The following is a 26,511-nucleotide window of genomic DNA, read 5'->3' on the forward strand; positions in this document are numbered from 1 at the left end:
GATGAAAGATGAATAAAATAATGGTATGATTCACAACGTATGTTGCAAACAATTATAGTTGAAATAATCATGATATTTAGCTAATGTTTGTAGGCTATATACAAAGGTACTATTGATTAAAATTATTATATTTTCAGGAGGGGACACACATATGAAAAAATTATTAAAAAATATTTGTTTAGCTATTATTCTGGTTCTTTCATTTTCATTAATTGCATGCTCACAAAAAACAACTCCTAAGGAAGACACAAAAACCGCAAATAAAACTGAGACGCGCCATATTAAAATTGGCTGTGTTTCGACAACCCAGCCAGCTGCGCAATTAATCAAAGAGGCTATTGAAAAAGGTAGTAACACCGCAGAATTAGTTATGTTTGATGGCAATAACTTGCCGGCAATAGCGCTTAAGGATGGCAGTATTGATGCAGTATTTGCTAATCACCTTCCATGGATTAAAACTTTCAATAAAGAAAATAATGCTGACATAGGAATGGTTCAACCCTATTTTTATTACTCACCATTCAGAATATATTCTACAAAATATAAATCGATAGAGGAGCTTCCCAACAATGCAAAAATCATTTTACCCAATGACCCTGCTAATCAAGACAGAAGTATTCGAATGATGTCTGAGTGTAAGCTAGTTAAGCTTGGAGAAAAGAAGGGCAATTTCTATACAAAATTAGATATTGTTGAAAATCCAAAAAAAATACAATTTACTGAAGTAGAAGTAACAAGTACAGCACGTAATGTTAGAGATGTTGATGCAGCATTCTCTATGGCATTCATTGCTCAAAAAGCTGGAAAAATTGACCCTAAGGTATATCTTTATGAAGATACTCAATCATCAAACTATCCAATGGGGCTTCTTGTGAAAGCTAAAGATGTAGATGAAAAATGGGCAGTTGATGCTATGAAGCTTCTTAAGACTGATGAAAATAAAGCAAAGTTCAATGAAACATTTAAAGGTGCATTTACACTATTTAATTAGATTATATTAATGTAGATATTTAGTGTAAAAGAAGTTTTATTTTCAAGAATAGGATTTGCATAACCTTATAAAGAATTTTATTAATGTAATAAATAAAGTTCTTTATAAGGTTTTTCATTCTTTATACTAAAGAGTGGAATACATGAGTAAGGGTATTGTTTTTGATTTCATACAATGTAAATGATTTATGAATATGTTCAAACATGCTACAAATAAGGAGGCAACTATGAATTATAATAAGATACCAGAAATGGTAACAAAGGCTAATTGTTCTTTAGAACTTAAGAGTAAAATAATTGGTGTTAAATTTCTTTATTCTGAAGAGGAATTTAACAGTAGTGATGAACAAACACTTAACAACAAAATGACTTACTGTGTGTTAGCTAAACTTGCTATGCATGGACATTCTATAAAAGCAAATCTTGATAATTTTGCTTGTCTTTCATCTGCACGGGCATTAGGTTTTATAGAATCAGATGAGAAATGGTTATCAGGTTGCCAATATCATGATAAAGGTATGTATAATGATTTGATTACATCGAAGAAGGTTGTTGATAATACTACCAATATTAAACAAAAGGTATATGGTGTAATACTAAAACCATTAGATGAATATTCCACTTCACCTGATGTTGTTATTATGGTTACAAATCCATACAATATTATGAGGCTTATTCAAGGATACACGTACACCTACGGGACATATAACAATTTCAAGCTAATAGGTAATCAGGCTTTTTGCTCAGAGTGTACTGCGTATCCATTTGTAAGTGATAATATAAATATTTCAACATTGTGTGCTGGAACTAGGCATATGGCTGGCTGGGGCAAGGATGAAATGGCTCTTGGAATTCCATATAATAAGTTTGTTGGTATGATTGAGGGACTGTACAGCACCATAAATATTATGGAGCCTAATGAGGACAAAGCTATAATAGAGGAAAAGCTTAAACAAGCCGGAAGAGATGATTTTACAATTGAGTACGACAAAAACTACTACACAGGAGCCTATCTTAAATGAAAGTAAGGGAAAAATTATATGATAGAAATTAAAAATTTGGTTAAATCCTATGATAATCTGCAGGTGCTAAAGGGCATTAGTATGAATATTCCTAAAGGGAAGATTTGTGGCATTATTGGTCGCAGTGGCACGGGAAAGTCTACACTTTTAAGATGTATCAACGGGTTAGAGACATATCAATCTGGTAGCTTGGTTGTAGATGGAATAGAGGTTCAGACACTTTCGGGTAAGCATTTAAGGCAGTTTAGAAAAGAAATTGGAATGATTTTTCAACAATTTTCTTTACTTTCACGGCTAACAGTTTATGAAAATGTTGCACTACCTCTTAAAGCTTGGAAATATGATAAAAGTTATATAGAGACTAAGGTTAAATCCCTATTAGAAATGGTTGGTATTTCTGATAAAATTAATTCTCGACCTGGTGAGCTTTCAGGTGGACAAAAACAGAGAGTTGCTATTGCACGTGCATTGACTATGGATCCTAAAATACTCCTATGTGATGAAGCAACCAGTGCCCTTGATCCTAAAACTGCTAAGTCTATTATCGACCTTTTAACTCAAATAAACAGGGAGCTAGGAATAACAGTTATAATTGTTACCCATCAAATATCAGTATTGCAAGCATCTTGTGAGCAAATGGTTATACTTGAGGATGGTAAGGTTGCAGAAGAAGGTTCTGTGGAACAAATATTTATACAACAGCCACCTGCATTAAAGAGTCTTATTGGCGAAAAAGATTTTTTAATTCCAAGTAAGGGGGTCACTCTAAATATTATGCTCTCTAGTCAACACTCTGAGATGCCAATTATCACTCAAATGGCTATAGATTTACAAACTAACTTTATCATTTTGGGCGGGAAAACAGACAGATTCCGTGATCGTGTTTTTGGGTCAGTAATGATTAATGTTTCAAGCGAAAGCCTCCAAAGTGTGCAACACTATTTAAGCAGTAGACAAGTGGTTTGGAATATGGTATCACCAAGTGAAGGAGGAGAAGCCAATGTTTAATAGTGATTTTTGGTCAGAATGGCTACGCTATTTTAATGGGATAATTATGCCTGCTATTTGGTCAACACTGCGAATGCTATCAGCTTCTATGATTTTTGCATTTATAATTGGATTTGGTTTAGCTATACTACTCATTATATGGGGGCCAAGGGGACTAAAACCTAATAAAAGAGGTTATGTGGTGATGGATTTCATAATAAATGCTATTCGTTCTTTTCCCATTATTATATTGATTGTAGCTATTTCACCTATAACACGGATGGTAGTTGGAACTTCAATAGGTGAAAAGGCTGCTATTTTACCCTTAACTATTTCAGCTGCACCCTTTATGGCGCGTATTATAGAAAACAGCCTACTTGCTGTTGATTATCAGCTAATTGAAGCTGCACGCTCATTTGGTTTGTCAGATATGCAAATTATATTTAAAGTTATGATAAAAGAGGCTATTCCCTCTATTATTGCTGGTACAACACTATCTACAATTACCTTTTTAACCGCAACAACTTTAGCTGGTGCAGTAGGAGCAGGAGGTATTGGCGCAGTGGCTCTTAATTACGGATATCAAAGCTTTAATAACTCAGTACTTTATACATCAGTTTTTATTTTGCTAATTATGGTGCAGGTAATTCAAATGTTAGGAAACTTTATGTACAAGAAAAGTATTTAATCTCGAATTATTTATATAACAGTAAAACCCTGGACTAATTAATAAGCCCAGGGTTTTACTGTTATATAAATGAACAGGAATTAGCTGATTTTGAATAGGCACGTATTTTGAAGTTGAGCAAAAAAGCCTACACTTATATATTAACATAAAGTGTAGTAAAACAAATTGTGTTCACAATTTGTTCATGACCCCTGTTTTTTTTATGAGCGAAGCGAATTTGCTAGCTATTTTAAAGCCTTTAAAAACAATTCATTTGCAGTTTTTAGATAATTTTCAGAAGTGGCTTCACCATGGTCTCCTTCTTTTGATAAGATTAGGTGAACATTTTTAGAACCAAGTGACTTTAATGCATCGTATAATTTTTTAGCACCCTCTGGTGGAATTACAGTATCCTTTTCTCCATTAAACATAACAACAGTCATATTTTTCATATTTGCATAATTTTTAAAAGGAGAATTGTTTATTAAGTACTTGTTTACTGTATCTTGGGAATCAGTGGTTTGACCATTACCAGAAACAACACTATAGGTCATCATGGGGATTCCTCCAATATCTACAAGCTGTTCCCAATAGGGGGTGGAACCGTAAGAGGCTATTGCTTTTGGTTTATATTTTCCATAAGCTGCATAGTGGTATGCAGAACTTCCACCTAAAGAATAACCTATTATGCCCAATTTGCTTATATCAACCTTTTTGTTGCTAGAATAGAAGTCTATTAAACTATTACATTCATCTGAAGTAAACACTTCGATTTGTGTCATTCTAATGGCTGGATTATTTACACGTTCTCCATGAGCATAAGCATCTGGAACTACGCAATAAAAACCCTTATAGGCAAAATCTAAAGCATTCCAAACTACTGATTCTTTACTACCAGTTGCAAAATGAATCATAATTATAAGTGGTTTAACAGAATTATCTTTTTTATAAATCTCATAGAAAGGTACATCATCCACTAGTAGCTTGTTTACTACAATATCAGGATTTTCATTAGTGATTTTTTGTGCTTCTATTCCTAATGCTTTGTTAAATTGTAGTTTAGGTGAGTGGGGTTTTTGTTCAGGTTTTTGAGCTTCTTCTTGTTGGTTTTGCTGTTCTTGCTGTTGAGGTTGCTTAACTGTTACAGTATCCTTGGGGGGATTGGTATTAACTGGTGTTTGTTTAGATTTTGAGCAGCCAATAAGTGTAGTCACAAGCATAATTGAAAAAATAATTGTTATAGTACGACTTGAACGGTTCATTTAGTAGCTCCTTTAAATACTTTCAACATTAGTATATGAATTAATATTAAAAATAGTGCTATGGTTTTGCTAGGGCAGAATACTTTAAAACTTTCTAAACCTCGGAGGTGATAGAGGGGACTAAGTGACAATCTTGCTATTAATGACAAAAAAAAGAAACGGGTACCCATGTCAAGACCAGTATAATAAAGATTGCAGCAAATAGAATCAAATGGAATAACCATTGATGATCCTATGGTCTTTAGACTAGAAACTAGTTACTGTTTTTACCAAGTCACAGTTACCTTAGTGGTTCAGCTCTGTATATATTTATTAATTATGGAAATAAAATATATAAAATGCTATAATATTAAGTAGAATATTGTAAATTAAGGCGAAAAAAGTTAATTTGTAGACTTTACACTCTCATATTGATAATAAAGAAAAAGGCCATAAATCAATTGAAATAATCATACTACAGGGGGGATATATATGAAAATACAAAGTGAAGCTAACTTTACACTGTTTGAAGCAATTAGTATGATTGTTGGGAATAGTATTGGTACGGGTATTATTGCAGTCCCTTATTTAGCAACTAAAAACAGTCTTAAAAGTGTTGTTTGGATGGTGATATTAGCATATTTTATTAATGTTATTTTACATTTAATTATTGCTGAACTATCCTATAATAATGGTGGTGTTCAGCTTGTTAAAAGTTTTGAAGGTGAATTGTTTAATGGTAAAGCTAAAAAAATCTTTAGTTGGACTATGTTTACGGTTTATGGATTAGCAATTGTTGTTGGTGTCAGCGGTAACATTAATGGTGGAGCTCAAATTATTGAGAATTGGATGCATGTACCATTTTCTGTGGCTCAGTTAATATATTATTTTTTAGCTGGCATCGTTGTTTTTATGGGAATGAAGGCTGTAGGAATTGCCCAAAAATATGCAGTAATTGTTTTGATGGTAATTGTTGTAGCTATGACTGTGGGAACATTAATGCAGCCACTAAATGAATTACAAGTGTCTAAAATGCACATAAATAATCTTCTAGGGCTATACAGTATAATTGTGTTCGCAACTTCTGCGAACCAAGCTGTTATACAGGTTGTAAAAGGATTAAATGGTAATGTACCGAAAATTAGGACTTCAATTTTCTTAGGTTTTGCCATATCATCAATTCTTGTGTTAATTGTAACAACAACTGTTTTGGTAGGGGGAAAAGGTATATTAGATAAAGAACTCGCTTATGTACAATTAGGGGATAGTATTGGACGCTGGGCAGGCATTCTTGCGGGAATGTTTTCATTATTTGCGCTTCTAACCACATTCTGGTCAAATACACTAGCTCTTCGAGATGTGGTCCATGAACAAATTGGAGAAAATAATAAGGCTTGTTGGTTATTAGCTACAATCCCATCCTTATTATTTGCCATATTTGGTGTGAATAGTTTTATTGTTCTCACAAGAATAATGTCTGGAGTAGTAGTACTTGTTGCGATTATGCTTATATTCACATATAATAAATCAAGGAAAAAAGCTGGAGCTAGTCCAATATGTGGTATTATTGGAACAATACCATTTCAAGTTATATTGGTAATATCTACTATAATATGTGCAGTTGGAGCCATGATACCATTAACATAATAAATTGGAGGAACTAGAGTATGTACAATAATTCCATGTTTTACAAAGATAAAGATAATCATTTTGTTTTAAAAATAGGTGATAGACCATATAAAATATTACAATTAACTGATTTGCATTTTGGATTTGGTATATTATCTAAAAAGCAAGATGCATTAGGTATGGCGGCTGTAACAAAATTAGTAAAAGAAACAAAACCAGATTTAATTATGCTAACAGGAGATAGTATCTTTCCTTACATATTAAAATCTGGCACAAGAAATAACATCAGACAGGCTAAAAAATTAGTTGATTTTATGGATTCCTTTAAGATTCCTTATGCATTCTTATTTGGTAATCATGATGTTGAAATGGGGTCAAAAGGTAATAAAAATCAAATTTCAGATATAATTTTAGAGGGGAAGTATAGTATTTTTGATAAAGGTGATAAAAATGTTACGGGTGTAGGTAATTACATAATAAAGTTACTCCACAATAAAGAGCAGTTAATAATGGCACTTGTAATTTTAGATTCAAATATGTACAGAGATGGATGGTTCTACAGTGGATTTGATTGCATTCGTGAAGATCAAACAGCATGGTGTATGGAAGAACTATCTAAACTTAAGGAACAAAATCACAATTTAAACGCTTTAGCTTTTTTCCATATGCCGTTACCAGAATTTAAACAAGCTTATGAGAAAATGAAACTTGGAGATAAAAGTGTTGAATATAATTTTGGTAGTATTGCAGAAAATAATGATTATTTTGGAATATCAAAATATAAACCTGATTTTTTTGAAAAGGTAGTAGAAAATGGAATAGTCAAAGGGATTTTCACTGGTCATGATCATTTAAATACTCTTTCATTAACTTATCAGGGCGTTATGATGACATATGGTATGTCAATTGATTTTTTAGGATATTCAGGTATTAGTAAAAGATATACCCAAAGAGGTGGGACTCTAATAACAATAAATAATGATGGTGTATTTAAGGTAGAACCAGTTCCACTTACAACGGTTGTTTCTAATTTTGTTAGAGGCCAAAGCAAATAGACTACACTAATAAAATGTTATGCACAGGCTTTTGGAACGGAAAAACCACAAATTATGACTTACGGTCAGACTCCACCTGACCCAAAATTTGTTATCCCAGAAGAAGCAAAGAATCTTGTGTTGCATGCACTGCTTAATATTACTGGAAGCAATATTATGTTTTCAGATGTTTTTCCGGGTACTCCTTTTACTAGCGGAAATAACATAACTCTTGTAGTAGGTAGTAAGAATATAGATGAAATTAAATCTTTATTTAATAACCTAAAAGAGGGAGGCACTGTAGACATGGAGCTTCAAGAAACATTCTGGAGCAAGTGTTACGGTAGTCTAACAGATAAGTTTGATATTGGATGGCAATTTAGCTACGACAGTAAAGAAATGTAAAAGCAAAAAAAAATAAAAAGGGTATAGAACTTTCTTATAAAGAAAAAGTTCTATACCCTTTTTGCATCTAACCATCAGCAAATCAAATTGTGTTTACAATTTGATCATGCCCCCCGGGGCAATGTCATTAATGATTGAAGATAAGACAATTAGAAAAAAGTCCTTAAATGGAGTTATATCAAATGTAGTGCATTTTAAATCTTTATCTATTGTTGCATAATTAACTTATTAGTTGAGGGAAACTAATAAAATAAATCACCTAAACTCAGGAGGGATTAAAATGAATAAAAAAATAATAGTTTTAACATTAACGGCTTTATATGCTATAGGATCAACTACCAGTTCATATGCAACTAAGAGCATACAACCTGAAAATAGTAAAAACATTGAACAAAATGTAAAAGTTAAAAACAGATATGAAGTTATAGGAATTACTAATGTGAAAGAATTCGAAAAGTCTTTTAATATTATAAAATCTTTAGTTCAGAATAAGGAAATATCAAAAGTTGCTAATTATGTTAGCTATCCTTTAAATGTTAACAAGAAAGATAAAAAGATAAAAATAAAATCCAAAGAAGATTTTATAAAAAGCTACAATACAATTATTACTGAAGATGTAAAAAAAGCATTGTTAAATCAAGAGGTTACAAAAACTTTTGTAAATTATCAAGGAGTTATGGTTGGTGATGGTGAGATGTGGTTCACTCATATTAAGAATAAAGCCATGATTTACGCTATTAATATATTTGAAATTAATGAAAAACACGGGGTTAAAGACAGATAAAGTTCATAGTTAACAGTTAAGCACTTGTGAGGAGATTTTTACCACATATTGTTATTTATATAAGAGAGAATTAGGTGATAGTGGATGAAAAGCAAACTGATTGATAAGTTTTTGATAGTTTAAAATTTGCAATAGTACTATAATAGTCATTAATAACTGATGTCGTTGACATTATTAATTTATGAATTTTACTAGATATATGAAGGAGATGTTACAAATGCAACTAAACGAAATCATGGATGAACTGAAGTCCCTTGGTAAAGAACGTATGAAAAAAATTTACATGAGCAATGGAGCGAAAGAACCTGTTTTTGGCGTAGCCATAAAAGATATGAAGCCGATTTTCAAGAAAATAAAATACAATCAGTCTTTGGCAGAGCAGCTATATGCAACAAGAAATTATGATGCCATGTATTTAGCCGGTATGATAGCTGAGCCAAAAAAAATGGTGGAAGAAGATTTTAACAGATGGATAGATGGCGCTTATTTTTATATGATTTCGGAATTCATTGTAGCAGTAACCCTTGCCGAAACAGATATTGCCTTTTCCGTCGCCGACCGCTGGATTGATAGCGGAAAAGAATTAGAAGTGGCGGCTGGCTGGAGTTGCTACGATTGGTTGTTAGGCACTCGTAAAGACAGTGAGTTCGACAAGGATAAGCTTTTGGCAATGCTTAATAGGGTGCGTGACACGATACACAACCAGCCAAACCGTGCTAAAATTGCTATGAACAATTTTATTATGTCCGTTGGCATTTCGTATTTGCCGCTTCATGAAGAAGCAAAGAAAATTGCGCGTGAGGTAGGAAAGGTAGATGTCTTTATAGGCAAAAAACTCTGTCAGACGAACGTTGCAATAGAATATATTCAAAATGGAGTTGATAAAGGAAAACTAGGATTTAAACGTAAACATGTAAGATGTTAAAGTATGGTGACAAGCACCGAAGTTATCCAGTTATTAGTACCAACAGAAAAACCGTCGGATACCACAAAAAAGAGATGCTATGAATTAGTTGAAATTTATATGAAGTAGTTTGGATGTATTTGAACAGGAGGATAATATGGGATATGAATATATTGAAATTATAGGGGCAAGGGAAAATAACCTGAAAAACATCAATTTAAATGTACCAAAAGGGCAGATAACAATTTTTACCGGGGTATCAGGTTCTGGTAAATCATCCATCGTTTTTGATACGATTGCGCAGGAAGCTGGAAGGCAGTTAAATGAAACCTTCAGTAAATTCGTTCAAGTGTTTATGCCCAAATATAGACATCCTGATGTTGATGCTATTAAAAACTTATCATTGGCGATTATTGTGCAGCAAAAGAGAATTGGCGGAAATTCCCGTTCAACATTGGGTACAATTACAGATATTGATCCAATAATACGATTATTATTTTCACGCATTGGGCAGCCTCATATAGGTCCTTCCAGTTATTTTTCTTTTAATGATCCAAATGGAATGTGTAAGACCTGCGAAGGCATTGGAAAGATAGTTACATTGGATCTTGACAAGGCTTTGGATAAAGAAAAATCATTAAACCAGGGTGCAATTTTACTTCCAGGTTTTAAAGTAGGAAATTGGATTTGGAAATCCTATGCAGCAACAGGCTTTTTTGATTGTGATAAAAAAATTAAGGATTATACAAAAGAGGAATACGACAAGCTCGTATTTTGCAAAGAAGAAAAAATAAAATCCCCATTAATGGAGGACATTAATACTACATATTTAGGACTAGTTGAGCGATTTATCAGGTCAAACATTAAAACTGAATTTGAGAAATCAGAGGCATCCAAAAAGAAAATTGCGCCTTTTACAACGGAAGGACAATGCGATGATTGTTGTGGAAAAAGATATAATAAAACGGTATTATCATCAAAGATAATGGGTTATACAATCGCAGATTTTACTGCAATGCAAGTAGATTCACTTTTAGAACAGGTACAAAAGATTGAGGACAAAAAAGTAAAACCTATAATTGATAATTTGTCAGAGCGATTGAATGATTTGATTCAGATTGGGCTGGATTATGTAAGTTTGAACAGAGAAACATCCACTTTATCGGGTGGTGAGTCACAACGTGTTAAAATGGTTAAGCACCTTACCGGCAGCCTGATTAATGTTATGTATATATTTGATGAACCAAGCATAGGCTTACATGCTAGAGATGTCCATAGGTTGAATGAATTATTAGTCAAGTTAAGGGATAAAGACAATACAGTGATTGTAGTTGAGCATGACCCAGACGTTATAAAGATAGCAGATCATATTGTAGATGTTGGTCCAAAGGCAGGTATTAACGGTGGAAGGGTTATGTTTGAAGGCTCATACAATGAACTTTTGAGTTCAAATACATTAACGGGTGAATACATCGGAAGAAGCTTGCAGATTAAGAGTAAGCCAAGAATTAGTACTGATTTTTATGAAACAAAAAAGAGTAACCTACACAATTTGAAAAACGTTAGTCTAAGGATACCTAAAGGGATATTCTCGGTTGTATCAGGTGTTGCAGGTTCTGGCAAATCAACACTGGTTAATGGTGTCTTTGCGAATGAATATAAAGATGCGATTATTGTTGATCAGTCAGCAGTAAGCGCTAACCTACGTTCTAATCCAGCCACTTTCACAGGGATTATGGATATGATTCGTAAATCATTTGCTGATGAAAACAAAGTTAGTGCGGGATTGTTTAGTTATAATTCGGAAGGTGCTTGTGAGGCATGTAAAGGACGCGGTTTTATCGAAACAGATCTTTCATTTATGAATTCAGTGGAAACTATTTGTGAAGAATGCGGTGGCAAAAGGTTTAAGAGAGAGGTTTTAGACTACAAGTGTAATAAAAAGTCCATAGTTGAGGTTCTTGACATGACAATAGCAGAGGCCGTAGAATTCTTTACGCAAAAAGAAGTCATCAATAAGCTGAAGCATATCGCAGATGTTGGTCTTCACTATATGACATTGGGTCAGCCGTTGGATACGCTGTCAGGTGGCGAATCTCAACGCTTAAAGCTTGCTAGAGAGTTGAGTAAAAAGGGTAATATTTATATAATGGATGAGCCTACAACGGGTCTCCATATGTCTGATATTACGAGTATTTTGAAAATCATTGACCGCCTAGTGGATAAGGGTAACACGGTTATTGTTGTTGAGCACAACCTTGATGTCATTCGGAACGCTGATTGGGTCATTGATATGGGTGTTGAGGGAGGCAGCCGTGGTGGACAAATTATTTTTGAAGGGACACCAGCTGACCTGAAGAACTGTAGTGAATCCATTACTGCAAGGTACTTGTAAATGGCAGCTAATAAGTGTTCATTAAAGTGACCTCCATTAATGAACACTTGAAATTTCAAATGGGTTAAATTAGTTAAGAATATATAAAAATTAAAGCGTTTGCTTTGCTGATTTAACTGTTATCTCGAGCACTCTAGTTAAAAAAGAGAATTTTTCTTTCATCATATCAAATTCTGAACCTGACTCAAGGTATTTTGCAGTACCTTCAATTACGAAGCCTGTTCCCGGGTAATCTTTATAACCCAAAACTTCCTTACTACCTAAAGCGATCTTTATTTTATTATTTTGATTTACATTTTTTTCTGTTTTACGCATTGCATATGCAGGAACTAAAATTCTTTCATCAGATGTTATAACTAAAAATGAGTTCCAGGTGTTAACCACATGTGGTTCATCTATCCCCTATGATACTATTGTAACTACGCCTTCATTTTTTAATACATCAAAAAATTTATCTGTAAGCATTGTACATTTCCTCCTAAAAATTATATTTAACAATACGTACTTTAGAATACTTTCAGTATTAAACATTATTTCATGATATTGGTAAGCCTTATGCTAAGAAAAAGGTCAATGAAAAGGTTCGCTATATGAAATAGAAAAAGACAAGGAGTCCACTCTTTTTCTATTCCACCCCGTTTATTTTTGTTTGATTTGTTACATTTATCCCGAAGATCCTGGCACCTTAAGTAATCGAAAAATTTGTTTCTAATGTCTGTTGTGAAGGCTTTTACTTCGATTTCGGTGGCTTTTATTTTATTGCTAAACAACGTTACATATAGTTGGTATTGTTATTTTTTATTTTCATCCAATATAAAATCTAATAGACTGCTGATACCTTCAGTGTCTTTAATGCTGTTATAAAAATTAATAAGCTTATATACGGACATATCGTTGCGTGGCATAATATCTAATGATATTAATTCTAGAATTTCATTTTTAAAATCATTTATTTCAGATGAATTTTGCTCTTTTATAAGTATGTCTAAAAACTCATCCAATGAATATTCTAATATTTGCTTGTTTCTATATTGTTTACATGCTTTAATAGCTTTTTTGTAGTATTCTTTTGATAGCTCAGTGTTATTAATTAGATTGCAGGCTACAGCTATTTGTTTGTATACATTACAGAAATAAGGGCTTTCTAGTTTATTGTTTTTATTTAATAAGTATATTTGTTTATCTATATATATTTTAATGTTCTTAGTATCTTTTAACATGGAGTATATATCGAGAGTATTACCTACAACAATTAATGTATTTTCGTATTCATTTTCATTTAAAGTATCTGACAATACATTACTAATTTCTAACGCATCACTAAAAAACTTCTTATATCTATAACATGATACTTTTAATGAATTAAGCTCGAATATATCTTGTTTAGTTAAATTTTTGAAGTTCTTATCAATATGATTAATTTCATTTAAAGCACTACGGTAATCTTCAAGATAAATATAGCATAGAGCATTATTGAATAATATCTTATATTTTAAATCTTCTGGTACATTATTGTTATAAATAAGAGCTAAACTATTGAAATCCAAAGCTTCTTTATAATTAGTAAGTCTTATGCATACATTTCCTATCTTTTGAAGGAGATTAAAAATTCTAATATCATTAAATAATCTATTATGATGTTCAAAAGCTTTTATATAGTATGTGTGGCTCTTATAATATTCTTTTTGATTTTTTAGTATATCCCCAATTTTCTCGAAAATCAAACTTTTTTTCTCAGGTATATCTTGATTCATTAAAAATAAATCTATTTTTCTAATGTCTTCGGTAAAATCTTTTGAAACATCATTATTATTTAAGAAATTAATATATTCATCAGCAACTCTATTGGCTTGAGTTGTTACGTCTTCTAATAGGTAGGCTGCGGTCAAGTGAAAGTCTATGTTTCTTTCTTTACAGATCTTATTTATGTTTTCAGCAAGTATTTCTGCTACCTTTTGAGAAAGTCCACATTTATCATTTTCTATTACGCTTATAAGCTCTCTGCTTATCTCGCATCCTGTTATTTCATGTTGCCTAATTTTAAATCCTTTTCTAATTTTCTTTAATTTCTTTCCTGGTGATAAAATTTCACTATCCATATAATTCTCCTTTATTGTTAAAAAGATTTTTATCTTTAGTCTGTTAAATTTCAAAGATTTACTTTGAAATATTTATTTCAATATATATATTATAACATAATATAAAAAAAGTTAAAGCTTTTATTTACAAATTAAAAATTAAATGCTATTATAAAAATGTAAGTAAATTAAATAACAATACTAAAGGGTTATTACTTTTTCTAAAAAAACAAACTACAGTTTAAAAGGAGATATTTATTATGAGAAAAAAAATTATATGTTTATCAATAATAGCTGGATTGCTTTTATCAGTAGGTTTAGGAGTGTCAAAAAAAGATATAAAATTTAGGAATACAACTAATCAAAATATTGAATCGTATTTATTAAGTGAAGGTGGTTCAACTATTATTGAACCAAAGGTACAAAAAAGTAATAGTAAATGTTTACAATTTTAAAATTGCGTGTTATTGTAAAATTGTAAACAAAACACATCACATTTAAAAATATAATATATAGAAGTAGGTGATGATAATTGTATGATATATTAAACGTTTATCTAGAAAATGGACTTAGGGTTATAATGCATAAAATTCCTCATGTAAGAACTATGTCTTGCGGAGTTTGGATTAAACAAGGAAGCAAGCATGAGGAGGATGATGATAATGGATTATCGCACTTAGTAGAACATCTAATGATAAATATAGAAAATGACAATAATCCAAGATTTGAAAAATTAATAAATGAAGTGTCTTCAGAAGGAATTGTATATAATGCAGGAACTACAAAAGAAACTACTTCTTATTATTTTACTGGGTTATCAAATATGTTAGAAAAATGTATTGAAACATTATCTACCATAGTCATAGACAATAAAACTTTTACTAATGAGCTTATAGAAAATGAAAAAAAGGTTGTATCTCAAGAAACTATATCTTTTTACTCTTCATTTAATCAAATAAAAGAAAGAACCAGTCAAGCTCTTTGGGGAAATGTTTCAGTGGGTAGAATAATTGTAGGTAATGTAGAAAATATAAATAATGCTAAAGCTTCTGATATAGAAAATATTATAAAAAAATCTTATACCCCTGAAAATGCAACGCTTGTAGTTGTAGGGGGCATAGACTATCAAAAAACATTAGACATAATTGAAGAAAACTTTTCAAGATGGGAAGACACACAAACTAGGAGTTATAAAGAAACAGTAGACAGTGAGCCTGGTATCTATTTTAACTCTGGTGGAAGTGGTAAAAGTACTGTAATATCTATAGGCTTTAGAGCACCATCTTATATGGATGCAGAAAAATCAAATATAGATAGTATAGCTAAAATACTTGGGGACACTAGCCTAGAATCAAGATTAGTTCAAGAAATAAGAATGAAAAGAGGACTTGCTTATAACATAGGTGCATTTACGAGTTTTTATGAAAAAAGGGGAACTCTTGGATTTACAGCAGTTTGTGCAAGTGAGTCAGTAAACGAAGTAGTAAAAATTATGATGGACGAATTTCATAAAGTATTTGATATTATACCAGAGGATCAAAGAAAGAATGTGGCCCTACAATTAAGTAATTTAATGCAAGATAAAAATAAGATAAATTTATTTGAACTCTATAAAATTGGTATAGAGAAAGGATTTAAAGTTTTTAGAAATTTTTCTACAGCTACATGTTCATGTGAAGCAGCATTTAAGAATTCATTTATTATTGAACCAAATGGAGTAGTTTCGCCATGTTCAAGTGCCAGTGAAGATGGTCTTCAATTTGGTGAATTAGATGAATGTGGAAATATAAAATTTGAAAATAAAGAAGCATATTTTAAATTTAAAAATACTTCGCCATTGAATAGTGAGAAATGTAAAAATTGCGTGCAATTGCCCATGTGTATGGGAGGATGTACATATTCAAGATATAAAAATCCAGAGATATTCAACGGACTTGTACCTGATGGACTAAGTTTACACGAAAAAATAAAATTGCATTATTACGGTTATATAAAACATAACATTATAGAGGAGAGACATATAATATGAAAGTAAGTCTTTTAAAACAAAAGGATTTTTCACTATTAATGATAGGAAAACTAGTATCTCTTATCGGAAGTGAAATGCAGGGATTTGCATTATCTTTATACGTCTTAAAAATCACAGGTTCAGCAGCTAAATTCGCATCTGTTTTAGCTATAACAATAATTCCTAAACTTATTTTAGGACCAATAGCTGGTGTTCTTGTAGATTGGTTTGATAGAAAAAAAATAGTAGTTTATTTAGATATGCTTAATGGAATATTAATTGGTATCTATGCAATATTGTTTATAATTAATGGTAGCTTATCTATGGGTAGTATATATGTACTTTCAATTTTACTTTCATTTATATCATTATTATTCCAGCCTGCTATTAGCACTATTATACCAAGTATTATAAAAAAGGAAGATCTAATAGATGCAAATGGAATAAACTCTCTTATAATGAGTGTAGGCAGTTTAATAGCACCAGCAGTAGCAGGAGTTTTATTCGGGATTTACGGTATGCTTACAATATTAATTATAAACTCAATAAGCTTTATTTTATCTTCAATAAGTGAGATGTTTATACATGTGCCTAAATTAAATAAAAAACCTGAAAAAGTAAATATACATGTGTTTTTTAATGATTTTTCGGAAGGTATCAGATTTATAAAGAGCAAAAAAATCATGGTAACTATAATTTCCTTTGCATGTATACTAAATTTTGCTTTTGCACCTATAGGTTCTATAGGATTAGCCTTTATTTCAAAAAAAATACTGAAAGTAACTGATTATCAGTATGGAGCTTTAGAATGTATTCTTGTAACTTCTATGATTATTGCTCCTTTTATAATGAGTAAAGTTTCTAAAAAATTTAGTATAGGTAAAATATTCTTCCTGGATATTTTTATTACATCAATATTAACTGCGATTATGGCTTTAATCCCATCATCCTTTTACTTAAATTTATTTAATAGTAATCTAATACCATATATAAGCTTAATAGTAATTACTTTTATGATTGGATTAATAATTTCTATTGGAAATATAGCATTAAGTACTATGTTTCAGCAAGAAGTTCCTTTAGAGATTATGGGAAGAGTAGGAACTGTAATGTCTTCATTATCAATGGCTGCTATGCCTCTAGGACTTATGTTATTTGGGTTTTTATTTGATAAAATAGATGCATGGATGTGTGTAGCAATAACTTCATTAATATTCTTCTTAGTTAGCATAATTTCCAAAAAAATTCTATGTGGTGATGATAAAACTACTGGTATGGAGAATTTAAGTGAAAATGCTAATAATGCAGATAATGAATCCTCTATTAGTAATGAAGAAATAACAGTGGTTTCGTCTGAATTAGCATGTGCTATAAACGAAGATGAATATTAAATTATTAAAGCAAAAAAACTTTGTACTTTTAGTTTTAGGCGGTTTTGTATCTGTTATAGGATCTGAAATGCAAACCTTCATACTATCACTATATGTATTAGACGTTACAGGATCTGGAACAAAATTTGCTTCGGGTAAATTAGAATTCCCAGTTTTTATATTATACAATATTTGAAAAATAGTCATATGTCAGATTAGAATTGTATTGCTCAAAGATGATTTTATGGTAACGTATGTAATTACATTATTTGGGAATGCCTTTTTAATGGTATTTTCTATCTATTGTTATATTTCAAACATCAGTTTTAAAACAATTAAAAAAAACATTTAACAAATATTACAAAACATGTATAATATATATATGAAATAAAAAGGGTGGTGTTTAAAAAACAGTAGATCATAATAAAGAAAAATTTATGACACTTACAGTAGATGAATTTATTGGAAGATTTATCATACACGTTCTACCAAGAAAGTTTGTTTAAATTAGACACTATGGGATATTGAGTAACAGAAATTGGTCAACTAAGCTTCAGAAATGCAAAGAACTTACAGGTGCAGTGCAAAGTAAAAAGCAAGATTCAGAGGTTAAATTAAATGCATCAGAGCTTCTTCTTAAATTCACAGGAATAGATATAAATATTTGTTCTTGCTGCGGAAAGGGTAAAATGGTAACAAAAGATAAGATAAATCGTCAAAACTATTCACCGCCAGGAGAAATAAATAGAATAGCACAAATTACTTATTTAGGGGAGGTGGAAAAATAATAATGGTTCGTTTGAATGTGATTTTTTATGGAAATAAGGTAAAAGTAGCAACAAAACTCTATGCAGAATCAGTCTTATAGACAATGGCGATAACTGCATAGAGAATCATTCAAATCGCCGGATTCATTCTAATTTTGAAGCGTTAATAAGTCTGATTTTGCATCCTTAATCATTTAAGAAGTGAAGGAGCAAATTAGAATGAAATATATAAATGCTACAGAAGTGTTACCTCCGGATTTACTTAATGAGATTCAGACATATATTGCTGGTGAGTTACTATATATCCCACAATCAAATGGTCAAAAGAATTCGTGGGGAAGTAAAACTGGTACAAAACAAGAAATTATTAATAGAAATAAACAAATTAGATTTGAAAAAGAAAATGGTAAAACCATTGATGAACTTATGCTGAAGTACAATCTTTCTTATGATACAATTAAAAAGATTGTATATATAAGAAAATTGTAATAAATAAGACCTCTGTAAGTTTTAGACTTGCAGAGGTTTTGTGCATAAAACAACTATAGCAGTTATTTATCTTTTATAATAATATTAGATAGTTTATTATAAATGTAACTTGCTATAATAATAATAATAATAATAATAATAATAATAATAATAAAGAAAAGTACATTAGAAGGTAGTAGCGGTTAATAAAAAAAATTCAATAATAAATGAATTACAAAGGGGGATATCATGGATTTTTTAAGTCATAATAGAGAGTTTTGGAATAGAGAGGTTGAAGCTGAAAATATATGGACAAGAGTAGTAAATAAAGATGTAATTCAAAAGGTTAGAGAGGGAAGTTGGGAAATTGTATTAACTCCAACTAAACCTGTACCAAAAGAATGGTTTCCATCAACACTTACTGGTAAAAAAGTTTTATGTCTTGCATCAGGAGGAGGACAACAAGGGCCTATATTGGCGGCTGCAGGAGCAGATGTAACTGTTTTTGATAACTCACCTAGCCAATTAGCACTAGATAGATATGTTGCAGATAGAGACGGATTGATAATACATATAGTTCAAGGAGATATGAGAGATTTATCTGTTTTTGAGGAAAATTATTTTGATTTTATTGTTCATCCAGTATCAAACTGCTTTGTTGATACTGTTTTACCAGTTTGGAGAGAGGCTTACCGTGTTTTAAAAAAAGGTGGTACATTGATATCTGGATTTGCGAATCCAATTCAATATATTTTTGATTTAAAAGAGTTTAATAACGGAAATTTAATAGTTAAGCATAAAATACCATATTCAGACATTAAAGATTTATCTGAACAAGAGCTAAAAGAATTGATTATAGACCAGAATGAGGGCATATGTTTTGGACACTCTTTAACAGATCAAATACAAGGACAAATAGAGGCTGGATTTATCATCTCGGGTTTTTATGAGGACAAGGCAAGTGGAAACATATTGGATACATATATTGATACTTGGATAGCAACGAAGGCTCAAAAGTTATAAAATATAAGCATATAAATTTGTAGGCTAAGATTTGGGAAGCAATGATTCAGTGCAACTGGACCTACTGCAATGCGAGTTGCTGAAACATTAGTAGTCACGGGAGGCTCGCTAATAGCAGCCAAGGGGGAGCTAACCCATGGAGAAGATTAATGGTGGAAAATTAATTTCTCTTATTAAATTAACTTCTAATAAAAAAATAGTTATTCTTGACAATGATTAACACACTATGATAGCATTAAAAAAAGTTCATATTAAATACTAGTGTGTTGCCACCGGGCAGCTCATTTACGGTACTTAACTTTATTCCTTTAGGTCTTTGTAGGAATAAATGTTAGGTATTTTTTTATGTTTATTTTGAGAGGAGTTATGGAAGTGAGTATTAAAAAAACATTTTTACGTTACGTATACACAAATATTATAGGGATGATTGGACTTTCATGCTATATTTTAGCAGACACTTTTTTTGTCTCTAAAAGATTTGGGGCAGATGGATTAGCATCTCTGAATTTAGCTATTTCTATTTATAGTTTTATTAACGCAACTGGACTCATGATTGGTATAGGCTCCGCTACAAAATATTCTATTTATCAGGCGCAAAATAAGCATAACAAAGCAAATACTACTTTTACGAACTCAATTAAAATGGGCGTTTTAGCAGGTATACTTTTTTTACTAATTGGCTTGTTTGGTTCCTCAGCGCTTAGTAGCTTACTTGGAGCAAATAAAAACACCTTTGATATGACAAATACTTATTTAAAAACCATCTTATGTTTTGCCCCATTTTTTATTCTTAATAATATTTTCATTGCTTTTATTAAAAATGATGGAAACCCTAAGTTGTCAATGGCAGGAATGCTAATTGGAAGTTTATCAAACATTATTTTAGACTATGTTTTTATCTTCATCTTTCAGTGGGGAATGTTTGGAGCAGCTTTTGCAACAGGGCTAGCACCTATCATTAGTATGTGTATTCTAATGATACATTATATTAAAAAGAAAAATTGTTTCCACTTTCATAAATCAAAATTAACAATAAAGCAAGTAACTCGTGTTTGTGGTTTAGGTGGATCATACTTCATCGCAGAGATTGCTTCTGGTATTATTCTTATTGTATTCAATTTACGTATCCTAAGTATTGCTGGAAATATAGGCGTGGCAGCATATGGTATTGTAGCTAATTTAGCATTGGTGGCAACTTCTATCTTTGCAGGCATTGCTTATGGAACACAGCCTTTACTTAGTAAAAATTTTGGACAAGGTAACAATGAAAATATTCGACATTTACTTAAATACGAAATACTTGCATCACTTGGAATTTCAACTATTTTATATGTTCTCATTGTTATTTTTAATTATCAGTTTGTGGAAATATTCAATAGAGATCATATTGAAATTCTTTCAAAAACCGCATCGAAGGGCTTGATAATTTATTTTGCCGGTTTCTTCTTTGCAGGAGTTAATATTATTATTTCAGGTGTATTAAGTTCTATAAACCAACCAAAGCATGCATTTACCATTTCAATTCTACGTAGTGGTTGTATTATTGTTCCCTTAGCTTTATTGCTATCAAATTTCTTTGGAATGATTGGCATATGGCTGAGTTTTCCGCTATCAGAAATATTAACATTAATTGTAGCGGTATTTCTTGCAAAGAGATAATTACAAAGATTATAAAAGAAATCTAAATAAGAACTCCTAATTATCTTATTTTATATAAATGCAAAAATAAATAGCAAACATAAACTTCTAATTTCTGTTAAGATCTGACTTTGATCTTATGAAGGAGGGTAAGGTAGTAAAGCTGCTGGATGTTAAATACAGAGATTTGTGGGAGAGAAACTTTCCACGCGAGATGCTATATCAGTAATTGGGGGGATGAGCGAATCGAATTTGCTAATCACAGGTGTGAAGGCGGTAATAAATTAGTTGCTTATTATATTTATCTAATAAAAAACAATTATTTAGAAGGAAATAACTCTCAAATGCAGAATAGATATTGTTAAAGAATATTTTAAGGAGGTCAAATAAATGTCAAAATTTGAAATTCCCAAAGATAAAGATGAAATAAAGCGGCAAATTAAAGCCTTACAGAGCCTATTACCTATAGATGATAAGAAAAGTGATAAGAAAAGTAAGCAAATACACCAAGATGAAATTAAAGCCCTTAAAAAAGCTTTAAGCGACAAATAAGAGATATTAACTATTCAGAAAAAGAAGGAGAATTTTTATATTTCCTTCTTTTTCTAGTTATTAAAAATACTATCGGAGTTAATAAGTTCTTTACCATTTCTTGTTAAAGCATATTTCTTCTTGCAGTATGGTCCTTTATCACTATTCACCCTATAAATTAGCAGCTAATTTGCTAAATTGCTACTTACCACGTGAATGGTACCATGAGATTTTTCTATTAGTATCATTTTTGAAACTAAGAATAAAAAAAGTGCGTACTTGTATTAAGATAACATTAAAATTAAAATAATACTATTGGACAAACATTTATAAAAATTTAAGAGTATATGAAATAGGAGTGTGGTATTTTGAAAAAATTATTTACAGACTTTACTATTAAAAATGTAAAAATGAAGAATCGTATTTGTGTTCCTCCCATGGTTGTTGGATTTAGAGAAGATGGATATGTAGCACCTGAAAATGTAGAACGTTATAAAGAATTAGCTAAAGGTGGAGCAGGACTCATAATTCAAGAAGCTACCTGTGTTAATGATGATGGAAAACTATCAGAAAAGCAACTTGGAATATGGAAAGATGATCAAATTGAAGGACTAAAAAGTATAGTTGATGTTGTTCATGAAGAAGGCTGTCCAATATTTATTCAAATTCATCATGCAGGAGTTGTTGGAATATCAAAAGACCCAATGTGTCCAAGTACATATGAATACAAAAATTATAATGGAAGCGTCGCTTCACATGAAATGACTAGGGAAGATATAAAACATATACAAAATGATTATATTTCCGCTACTAGAAGAGCATATGAAGCAGGCTATGATGGGGTTGAACTTCATGGATGCCATGCATATTTAATAAGCCAGTTTTTAAACAAAAAAGTAAATAAGAGAACTGATGAATATGGCAAAAATCCTGAAAAATTTGTTATAGAAATAATAGATGGGATTAGAAAAGTAACGCCAAAAGAATTCATTGTTGGAATCCGATTGGGAGGATTTGAACCCACCATAGAAGATGGAATACATTATGCTAAAGTATTAGAAAAAAACGGAATAGATTTCCTTGATATTTCTTATGGATTTATGAGCGAACAGGAAATGCATGTAAATGAAGAGTATAAATACTCTAATGCTGTTTATGCAGCGCAAAAAATTAAAGAAGAAATTTCAATTCCAGTATTTGCAGTTAACGGAATTAATTCCGCGGAGATTGCAGAAGAAATATTAAATCAAACAAATGTAGACATTGTAGATGTTGCTAAAGGATTTCTTATAAATCCCAATTGGGCAAATGATGCCAAAGAAGGCAAAGATACAGGAAAATGCTTGAATTGTGCAAAATGTATGTGGTTTGGCCAGTCTTCGGTTTGTGCAGGGAAAGTTATATTTGAGAGAGATAATAAACAAAAATAATATTAATAGTACAAAATATTTTTCAGTATATATATAAATAATAAAATGGCCACAATAAAAATATCAAACTATATTCTATATAATAGATAATTTGAAAAGTCTATTCTATAGGATATTTTTATTATGACAAATTTCGAGTAGTGACAGTCACCCTAGTGTAGTGTAGAAAGAGAGGCAATATTATGCAAAAACCTAAAAAATTGCTGCTGGTAGGTGGTGGGCATGCCCATGTATTCCTTATAAAGCAGTTTTGTTTAAAAAACATTCCAGGACTTGAAGTTGTTCTTGTAACTGCCTGCCAATATCAGTATTATTCAGGAATGGCTGCTGGATATGTGGAAGGAAATTATAAAGGGGAAGAGATGTCTTTTGACTTAAAGAAAATGTGCCAAAAGAGTGGGGTAAAATATATAGAGGGTAGGGTAACGGGAATTGATGCGCAAAATAAATGTGTTAAACTGGGAAATCAGGAAACAGTATCTTTTGATGTGATTTCTCTTGATACAGGGTCTGAAATGGCAGGGAAAAAGGTTGAAGGAGTGATTGAACATGCATGCTGTGTTAAGCCATTAGAAAACTTATTTAAGCTACGTGAAAATTTTATGGATGAGACATTTGAAGTGAGAAATGTTGTAATAGCAGGTGCGGGAGCTGCAGGGATTGAAATTGCATTTGCGTTAAAAGCCTTGGCTGACAAAATGAAGAGAAATGTAAAAATAACTTTAGTGCACAGTGGAAATTTAATATTAAAGGGGTACCATGAAAATGTAAGAGATAAGACCCTAAGAAAGCTTAAGAAAGATAAAATCAAAGTTTTATCCCAGCATAAAATATTAGTGGTTTTAGAAAATAATCTCTCCATGGAATTTGGAAAACAAATAAATTTTGATTTTTTAGTATGGGCTGCAGGTCCAGCATCAAATCCAATATACAAGGATTCAGGGCTTACAGTTGACAAGGCTGGTTATATGGTGGTAAATAGCTATCTTCAGTCCGTTGATTATCCTTTTATTTTCGGAGCAGGAGATTGTATCTCTTTTTCTGAATTCACATATGTAAAGAAGGTTGGTGTTTATGCTATAAGGGAAGCACCATACTTGCTTAATAACATACTGAAATTTATTAAGAATGAAGGATTACAGGAATATATACCTCAAACAGATTATTTGGCTATTATATCCGCTGGTAATAAAAAGGGAATTATGCAGTACAAGAGCATGGCTACTATGGGAAGTCTAAGCTGGAAACTTAAGGACTTTATTGACCGTGGATTTATGAAAAAGTTTAAATTTTATGAATAGTTCGATAATTGTAAAAAAATTATAGTCATGTCAAAAGAGTAATTTATAACTCTCATTTGACATGACTTTTTATTTGGTTTTAAGTAAAACCCTTTCATATATTTATATGAGTTCTAATTTAAAATAAGGATGTTTGTTCAGTTTTCTCATTATCACTTATAATCACAGAATTGTAAACCATTGATTCAATCTTATGCATATATCTTTCCATATCGAATTTTCTTTTTAATCCTTTATCATTCATAAATCTAACTAATCCAAAGATAGCCCTCTCACCCCAAGGTCTATCATGCTTTCCAAAGCACCAAGCTATACCCGCAAATCCATTTGCGTCCCTACCATCTAAAAGATACTTGTTATTTAAATAAATAGCGGCATTATAAGCCTCTTCTGGAGTTTTACTCCATTCTAATATTTTCTTTCCCCAATACATCCTCATATAGCCATGCATTTTGCCAGTAATAAGCATTTCATTTTGCGCAGCATTCCAATAATTATCATGGGTTTGGGCTGTTTCTAGTTCTCGCAGGGAATAAATAAACTCTCGCTGGTCTACCAAATGTTTTTCAAGAGTATTCAGAGCCCAAGATGGAAGTGATTCATAACAATCATATTTATCATTATAAAACACAAAATTCATACTTAATTCTCTTCTAATTATTAATTCTTCTAAAAAAGCTTTTTTATCTTCTATATACACATCCATTAATTTAATATATATGTACAAGGGAGAAATCTGACCAAAATGAAGATATGGACTTAAATTAGAAGAATAAGCCTTTGAGGGTTCATTTTTAAGTTCACTATAATGTGATAATTTATTGGAAATAAATTCTTCTAGTAATAGCTTAGCATTACTAGTACCACCCCTATAGTAGAGAACCCTCTTAACTGTTTTATCAATTTTAAGTTGTGAAATAGCCTTATCAATATCGTCTATATCATATTCATCAAGTAGAAGCTCCAAATCAGTAGAAACTTCATTACATACTCTCTCATTAAGAGGCAATGCAAACTCCTCTAATCTTTTGCTTATCTTATTTCTAAGGGTATATGCAGAATATTCTTCTTTTATAGAAGCTACTTCTACGGGTACAATGACATTAGTTTCTACCTGTACCACAGAGCATTTCGCATTTTGGGCTAAAAGCGTTCTCCACTTTCTTTCTATCCTTAAATATCCTCTATCTACTACCATTAATGCTGCAAAAGATGATATTTCTAAAGCTCCATTTTCAGGAGATATTTTTCTGATAATCATTTTAATATTTCTTATAGCTAATTCTGTTTTTACTTCTTTTAATCCCTCTAGCATAAAATAATAGTGTCTTTCATTTGCCTCTGGGAAATTATCAGTTAATCCAAAATACACAATTAATGGCTTATTAAGCTCGTTGGCCTTCATTATGGCATACTCTAGGGCATGGTTATATTCTGTTCTTTGAGAGCATTGCATCCAGTAAACCACATAGGGATTATCAATTATTTTTTTGTTGTTTAAAACTTTAATTCTATCTTGTAAAATCATTATTTTCAGCTCCATTATTATAGATTATTTTTTAACAATTAAAAAACTACTAAAATATATTTCAGTAGTCCCTCTTTACTAATACTTATAGATATACATAATATATCTATTCAAAATTATAATCGTCATCTTTTAAGAGTAAATCTATATCAATTTCAGCATTACTATTTCCAGCTGCCTCAGAGCATACAATAAAACATACCAACTTATTTTTCCCATAATTATAAGCTAATTATAGATTTTATATATTGTTTTATAAAGCACAATGGTTTAATTGAATCCAATGTTGCTAGTAGTTTCCTCTTAACTTT

General features: G+C 31.2%; 23 protein-coding genes and 2 pseudogenes. 21 read left to right on the top strand and 4 right to left on the bottom strand.

Annotated features, from left to right (window positions below):
• Positions 1-151: 151 nt before the first annotated feature.
• The 4 genes from ACREV6_RS17665 (at position 152) to ACREV6_RS17680 (ending at position 3,687) form a co-directional block, all read left to right on the top strand.
• Positions 152-991 carry a MetQ/NlpA family ABC transporter substrate-binding protein gene (locus tag ACREV6_RS17665; RefSeq protein ID WP_431579357.1) on the top strand — a complete coding sequence of 280 codons (840 nt, stop codon included), beginning with the start codon at positions 152-154 and terminating at the stop codon, positions 989-991.
• 226 nt (positions 992-1,217) lie between these two features.
• A complete protein-coding gene (locus tag ACREV6_RS17670) occupies positions 1,218-2,012 on the top strand; it encodes a DUF169 domain-containing protein (protein WP_431579358.1) in 795 nt (264 codons plus the stop codon).
• An 18-nt stretch (positions 2,013-2,030) separates the two neighbouring features.
• Positions 2,031-3,020: a methionine ABC transporter ATP-binding protein gene (locus ACREV6_RS17675; RefSeq protein ID WP_431579359.1), complete on the top strand. Its 990-nt coding sequence runs from the start codon at positions 2,031-2,033 to the stop codon at positions 3,018-3,020.
• Complete coding sequence (locus tag ACREV6_RS17680) at positions 3,013-3,687, top strand: methionine ABC transporter permease (RefSeq protein WP_431579360.1); 675 nt, start codon at positions 3,013-3,015, stop codon at positions 3,685-3,687. Before ACREV6_RS17675 ends, ACREV6_RS17680 begins: the two co-directional genes overlap by 8 nt.
• Positions 3,688-3,911: 224 nt before the next feature.
• On the opposite strand, the gene ACREV6_RS17685 is transcribed toward ACREV6_RS17680, so the two are convergent.
• On the bottom strand, positions 3,912-4,928 hold the full coding sequence (locus tag ACREV6_RS17685; protein WP_431579361.1) for an alpha/beta hydrolase family protein: 1,017 nt from the start codon (positions 4,926-4,928) through the stop codon (positions 3,912-3,914).
• 471 nt (positions 4,929-5,399) lie between these two features.
• Between ACREV6_RS17685 and ACREV6_RS17690 the strand changes: the two genes are divergently transcribed.
• The 6 genes from ACREV6_RS17690 to ACREV6_RS17715 all read left to right on the top strand — a co-directional run bounded on the left by ACREV6_RS17690 (position 5,400) and on the right by ACREV6_RS17715 (position 12,058).
• Positions 5,400-6,554 (top strand): aromatic amino acid transport family protein, encoded by a 1,155-nt coding sequence (locus tag ACREV6_RS17690; RefSeq protein WP_431579362.1) that lies wholly within the window; start codon positions 5,400-5,402, stop codon positions 6,552-6,554.
• A gap of 20 nt (positions 6,555-6,574) precedes the next feature.
• Positions 6,575-7,591: a metallophosphoesterase gene (locus ACREV6_RS17695; RefSeq protein ID WP_431579363.1), complete on the top strand. Its 1,017-nt coding sequence runs from the start codon at positions 6,575-6,577 to the stop codon at positions 7,589-7,591.
• A 54-nt stretch (positions 7,592-7,645) separates the two neighbouring features.
• Positions 7,646-7,975, top strand: coding sequence for a VOC family protein (locus ACREV6_RS17700; RefSeq protein WP_431579364.1), 330 nt, complete (start codon positions 7,646-7,648; stop codon positions 7,973-7,975).
• A 280-nt stretch (positions 7,976-8,255) separates the two neighbouring features.
• Entirely contained in the window at positions 8,256-8,759 is a 504-nt protein-coding gene (locus ACREV6_RS17705) for a hypothetical protein (RefSeq protein ID WP_431579365.1), read from the top strand.
• A gap of 217 nt (positions 8,760-8,976) precedes the next feature.
• The gene (locus ACREV6_RS17710; protein WP_431579366.1) at positions 8,977-9,684 is read left to right on the top strand and encodes a DNA alkylation repair protein; all 708 of its coding nucleotides are present in this window, start codon (positions 8,977-8,979) and stop codon (positions 9,682-9,684) included.
• Between the two features lie 136 nt (positions 9,685-9,820).
• Positions 9,821-12,058, top strand: coding sequence for an ATP-binding cassette domain-containing protein (locus tag ACREV6_RS17715; protein ID WP_431579367.1), 2,238 nt, complete (start codon positions 9,821-9,823; stop codon positions 12,056-12,058).
• 90 nt (positions 12,059-12,148) lie between these two features.
• Here the strand turns inward: ACREV6_RS17715 and ACREV6_RS17720 are convergent.
• Both ACREV6_RS17720 and ACREV6_RS17725 read right to left on the bottom strand, forming a co-directional pair.
• Positions 12,149-12,523 (bottom strand): annotated as a pseudogene (locus ACREV6_RS17720) (pyridoxamine 5'-phosphate oxidase family protein).
• Positions 12,524-12,849: 326 nt separating this feature from the next.
• The gene (locus tag ACREV6_RS17725; protein WP_431579368.1) at positions 12,850-14,157 is read right to left on the bottom strand and encodes a helix-turn-helix domain-containing protein; all 1,308 of its coding nucleotides are present in this window, start codon (positions 14,155-14,157) and stop codon (positions 12,850-12,852) included.
• Positions 14,158-14,396: 239 nt separating this feature from the next.
• On the opposite strand from ACREV6_RS17725, the gene ACREV6_RS17730 reads away from it, so the two are divergent.
• The 11 genes and pseudogenes from ACREV6_RS17730 to ACREV6_RS17780 all read left to right on the top strand — a co-directional run bounded on the left by ACREV6_RS17730 (position 14,397) and on the right by ACREV6_RS17780 (position 24,672).
• Complete coding sequence (locus tag ACREV6_RS17730; RefSeq protein WP_431579369.1) at positions 14,397-14,591, top strand: hypothetical protein; 195 nt, start codon at positions 14,397-14,399, stop codon at positions 14,589-14,591.
• A 77-nt stretch (positions 14,592-14,668) separates the two neighbouring features.
• Positions 14,669-16,165 (top strand): insulinase family protein, encoded by a 1,497-nt coding sequence (locus tag ACREV6_RS17735; protein WP_431579370.1) that lies wholly within the window; start codon positions 14,669-14,671, stop codon positions 16,163-16,165.
• Positions 16,162-17,535: an MFS transporter gene (locus tag ACREV6_RS17740; RefSeq protein WP_431579371.1), complete on the top strand. Its 1,374-nt coding sequence runs from the start codon at positions 16,162-16,164 to the stop codon at positions 17,533-17,535. The genes ACREV6_RS17735 and ACREV6_RS17740 overlap by 4 nt, the downstream gene beginning before the upstream one ends.
• Complete coding sequence (locus tag ACREV6_RS17745; protein ID WP_431579372.1) at positions 17,525-17,710, top strand: hypothetical protein; 186 nt, start codon at positions 17,525-17,527, stop codon at positions 17,708-17,710. Before ACREV6_RS17740 ends, ACREV6_RS17745 begins: the two co-directional genes overlap by 11 nt.
• A 220-nt stretch (positions 17,711-17,930) precedes the next feature.
• A pseudogene (locus ACREV6_RS17750) lies at positions 17,931-18,302 on the top strand (transposase); the annotation flags it as partial.
• A 198-nt stretch (positions 18,303-18,500) separates the two neighbouring features.
• Positions 18,501-18,770 carry a CD3324 family protein gene (locus ACREV6_RS17755; protein ID WP_431579373.1) on the top strand — a complete coding sequence of 90 codons (270 nt, stop codon included), beginning with the start codon at positions 18,501-18,503 and terminating at the stop codon, positions 18,768-18,770.
• 228 nt (positions 18,771-18,998) lie between these two features.
• Complete coding sequence (locus ACREV6_RS17760; protein ID WP_431579374.1) at positions 18,999-19,772, top strand: class I SAM-dependent methyltransferase; 774 nt, start codon at positions 18,999-19,001, stop codon at positions 19,770-19,772.
• Positions 19,773-20,144: 372 nt separating this feature from the next.
• Entirely contained in the window at positions 20,145-21,431 is a 1,287-nt protein-coding gene (locus ACREV6_RS17765; protein ID WP_431579375.1) for an MATE family efflux transporter, read from the top strand.
• 369 nt (positions 21,432-21,800) lie between these two features.
• On the top strand, positions 21,801-21,962 hold the full coding sequence (locus ACREV6_RS17770; protein WP_431579376.1) for a hypothetical protein: 162 nt from the start codon (positions 21,801-21,803) through the stop codon (positions 21,960-21,962).
• 347 nt (positions 21,963-22,309) lie between these two features.
• The gene (locus ACREV6_RS17775) at positions 22,310-23,371 is read left to right on the top strand and encodes an NADH:flavin oxidoreductase (protein WP_431579377.1); all 1,062 of its coding nucleotides are present in this window, start codon (positions 22,310-22,312) and stop codon (positions 23,369-23,371) included.
• A gap of 182 nt (positions 23,372-23,553) precedes the next feature.
• Positions 23,554-24,672 (top strand): FAD-dependent oxidoreductase, encoded by a 1,119-nt coding sequence (locus ACREV6_RS17780; RefSeq protein ID WP_431579378.1) that lies wholly within the window; start codon positions 23,554-23,556, stop codon positions 24,670-24,672.
• Positions 24,673-24,790: 118 nt separating this feature from the next.
• Here ACREV6_RS17780 and ACREV6_RS17785 read toward each other — a convergent pair whose 3' ends face one another.
• Entirely contained in the window at positions 24,791-26,200 is a 1,410-nt protein-coding gene (locus tag ACREV6_RS17785; RefSeq protein WP_431579379.1) for a deoxyribodipyrimidine photo-lyase, read from the bottom strand.
• Positions 26,201-26,511 lie beyond the last annotated feature (311 nt).

The sequence above is a fragment of the Clostridium sp. genome (genome assembly GCF_050717515.1).
Taxonomy (GTDB): domain Bacteria; phylum Bacillota; class Clostridia; order Clostridiales; family Clostridiaceae; genus Clostridium_AD.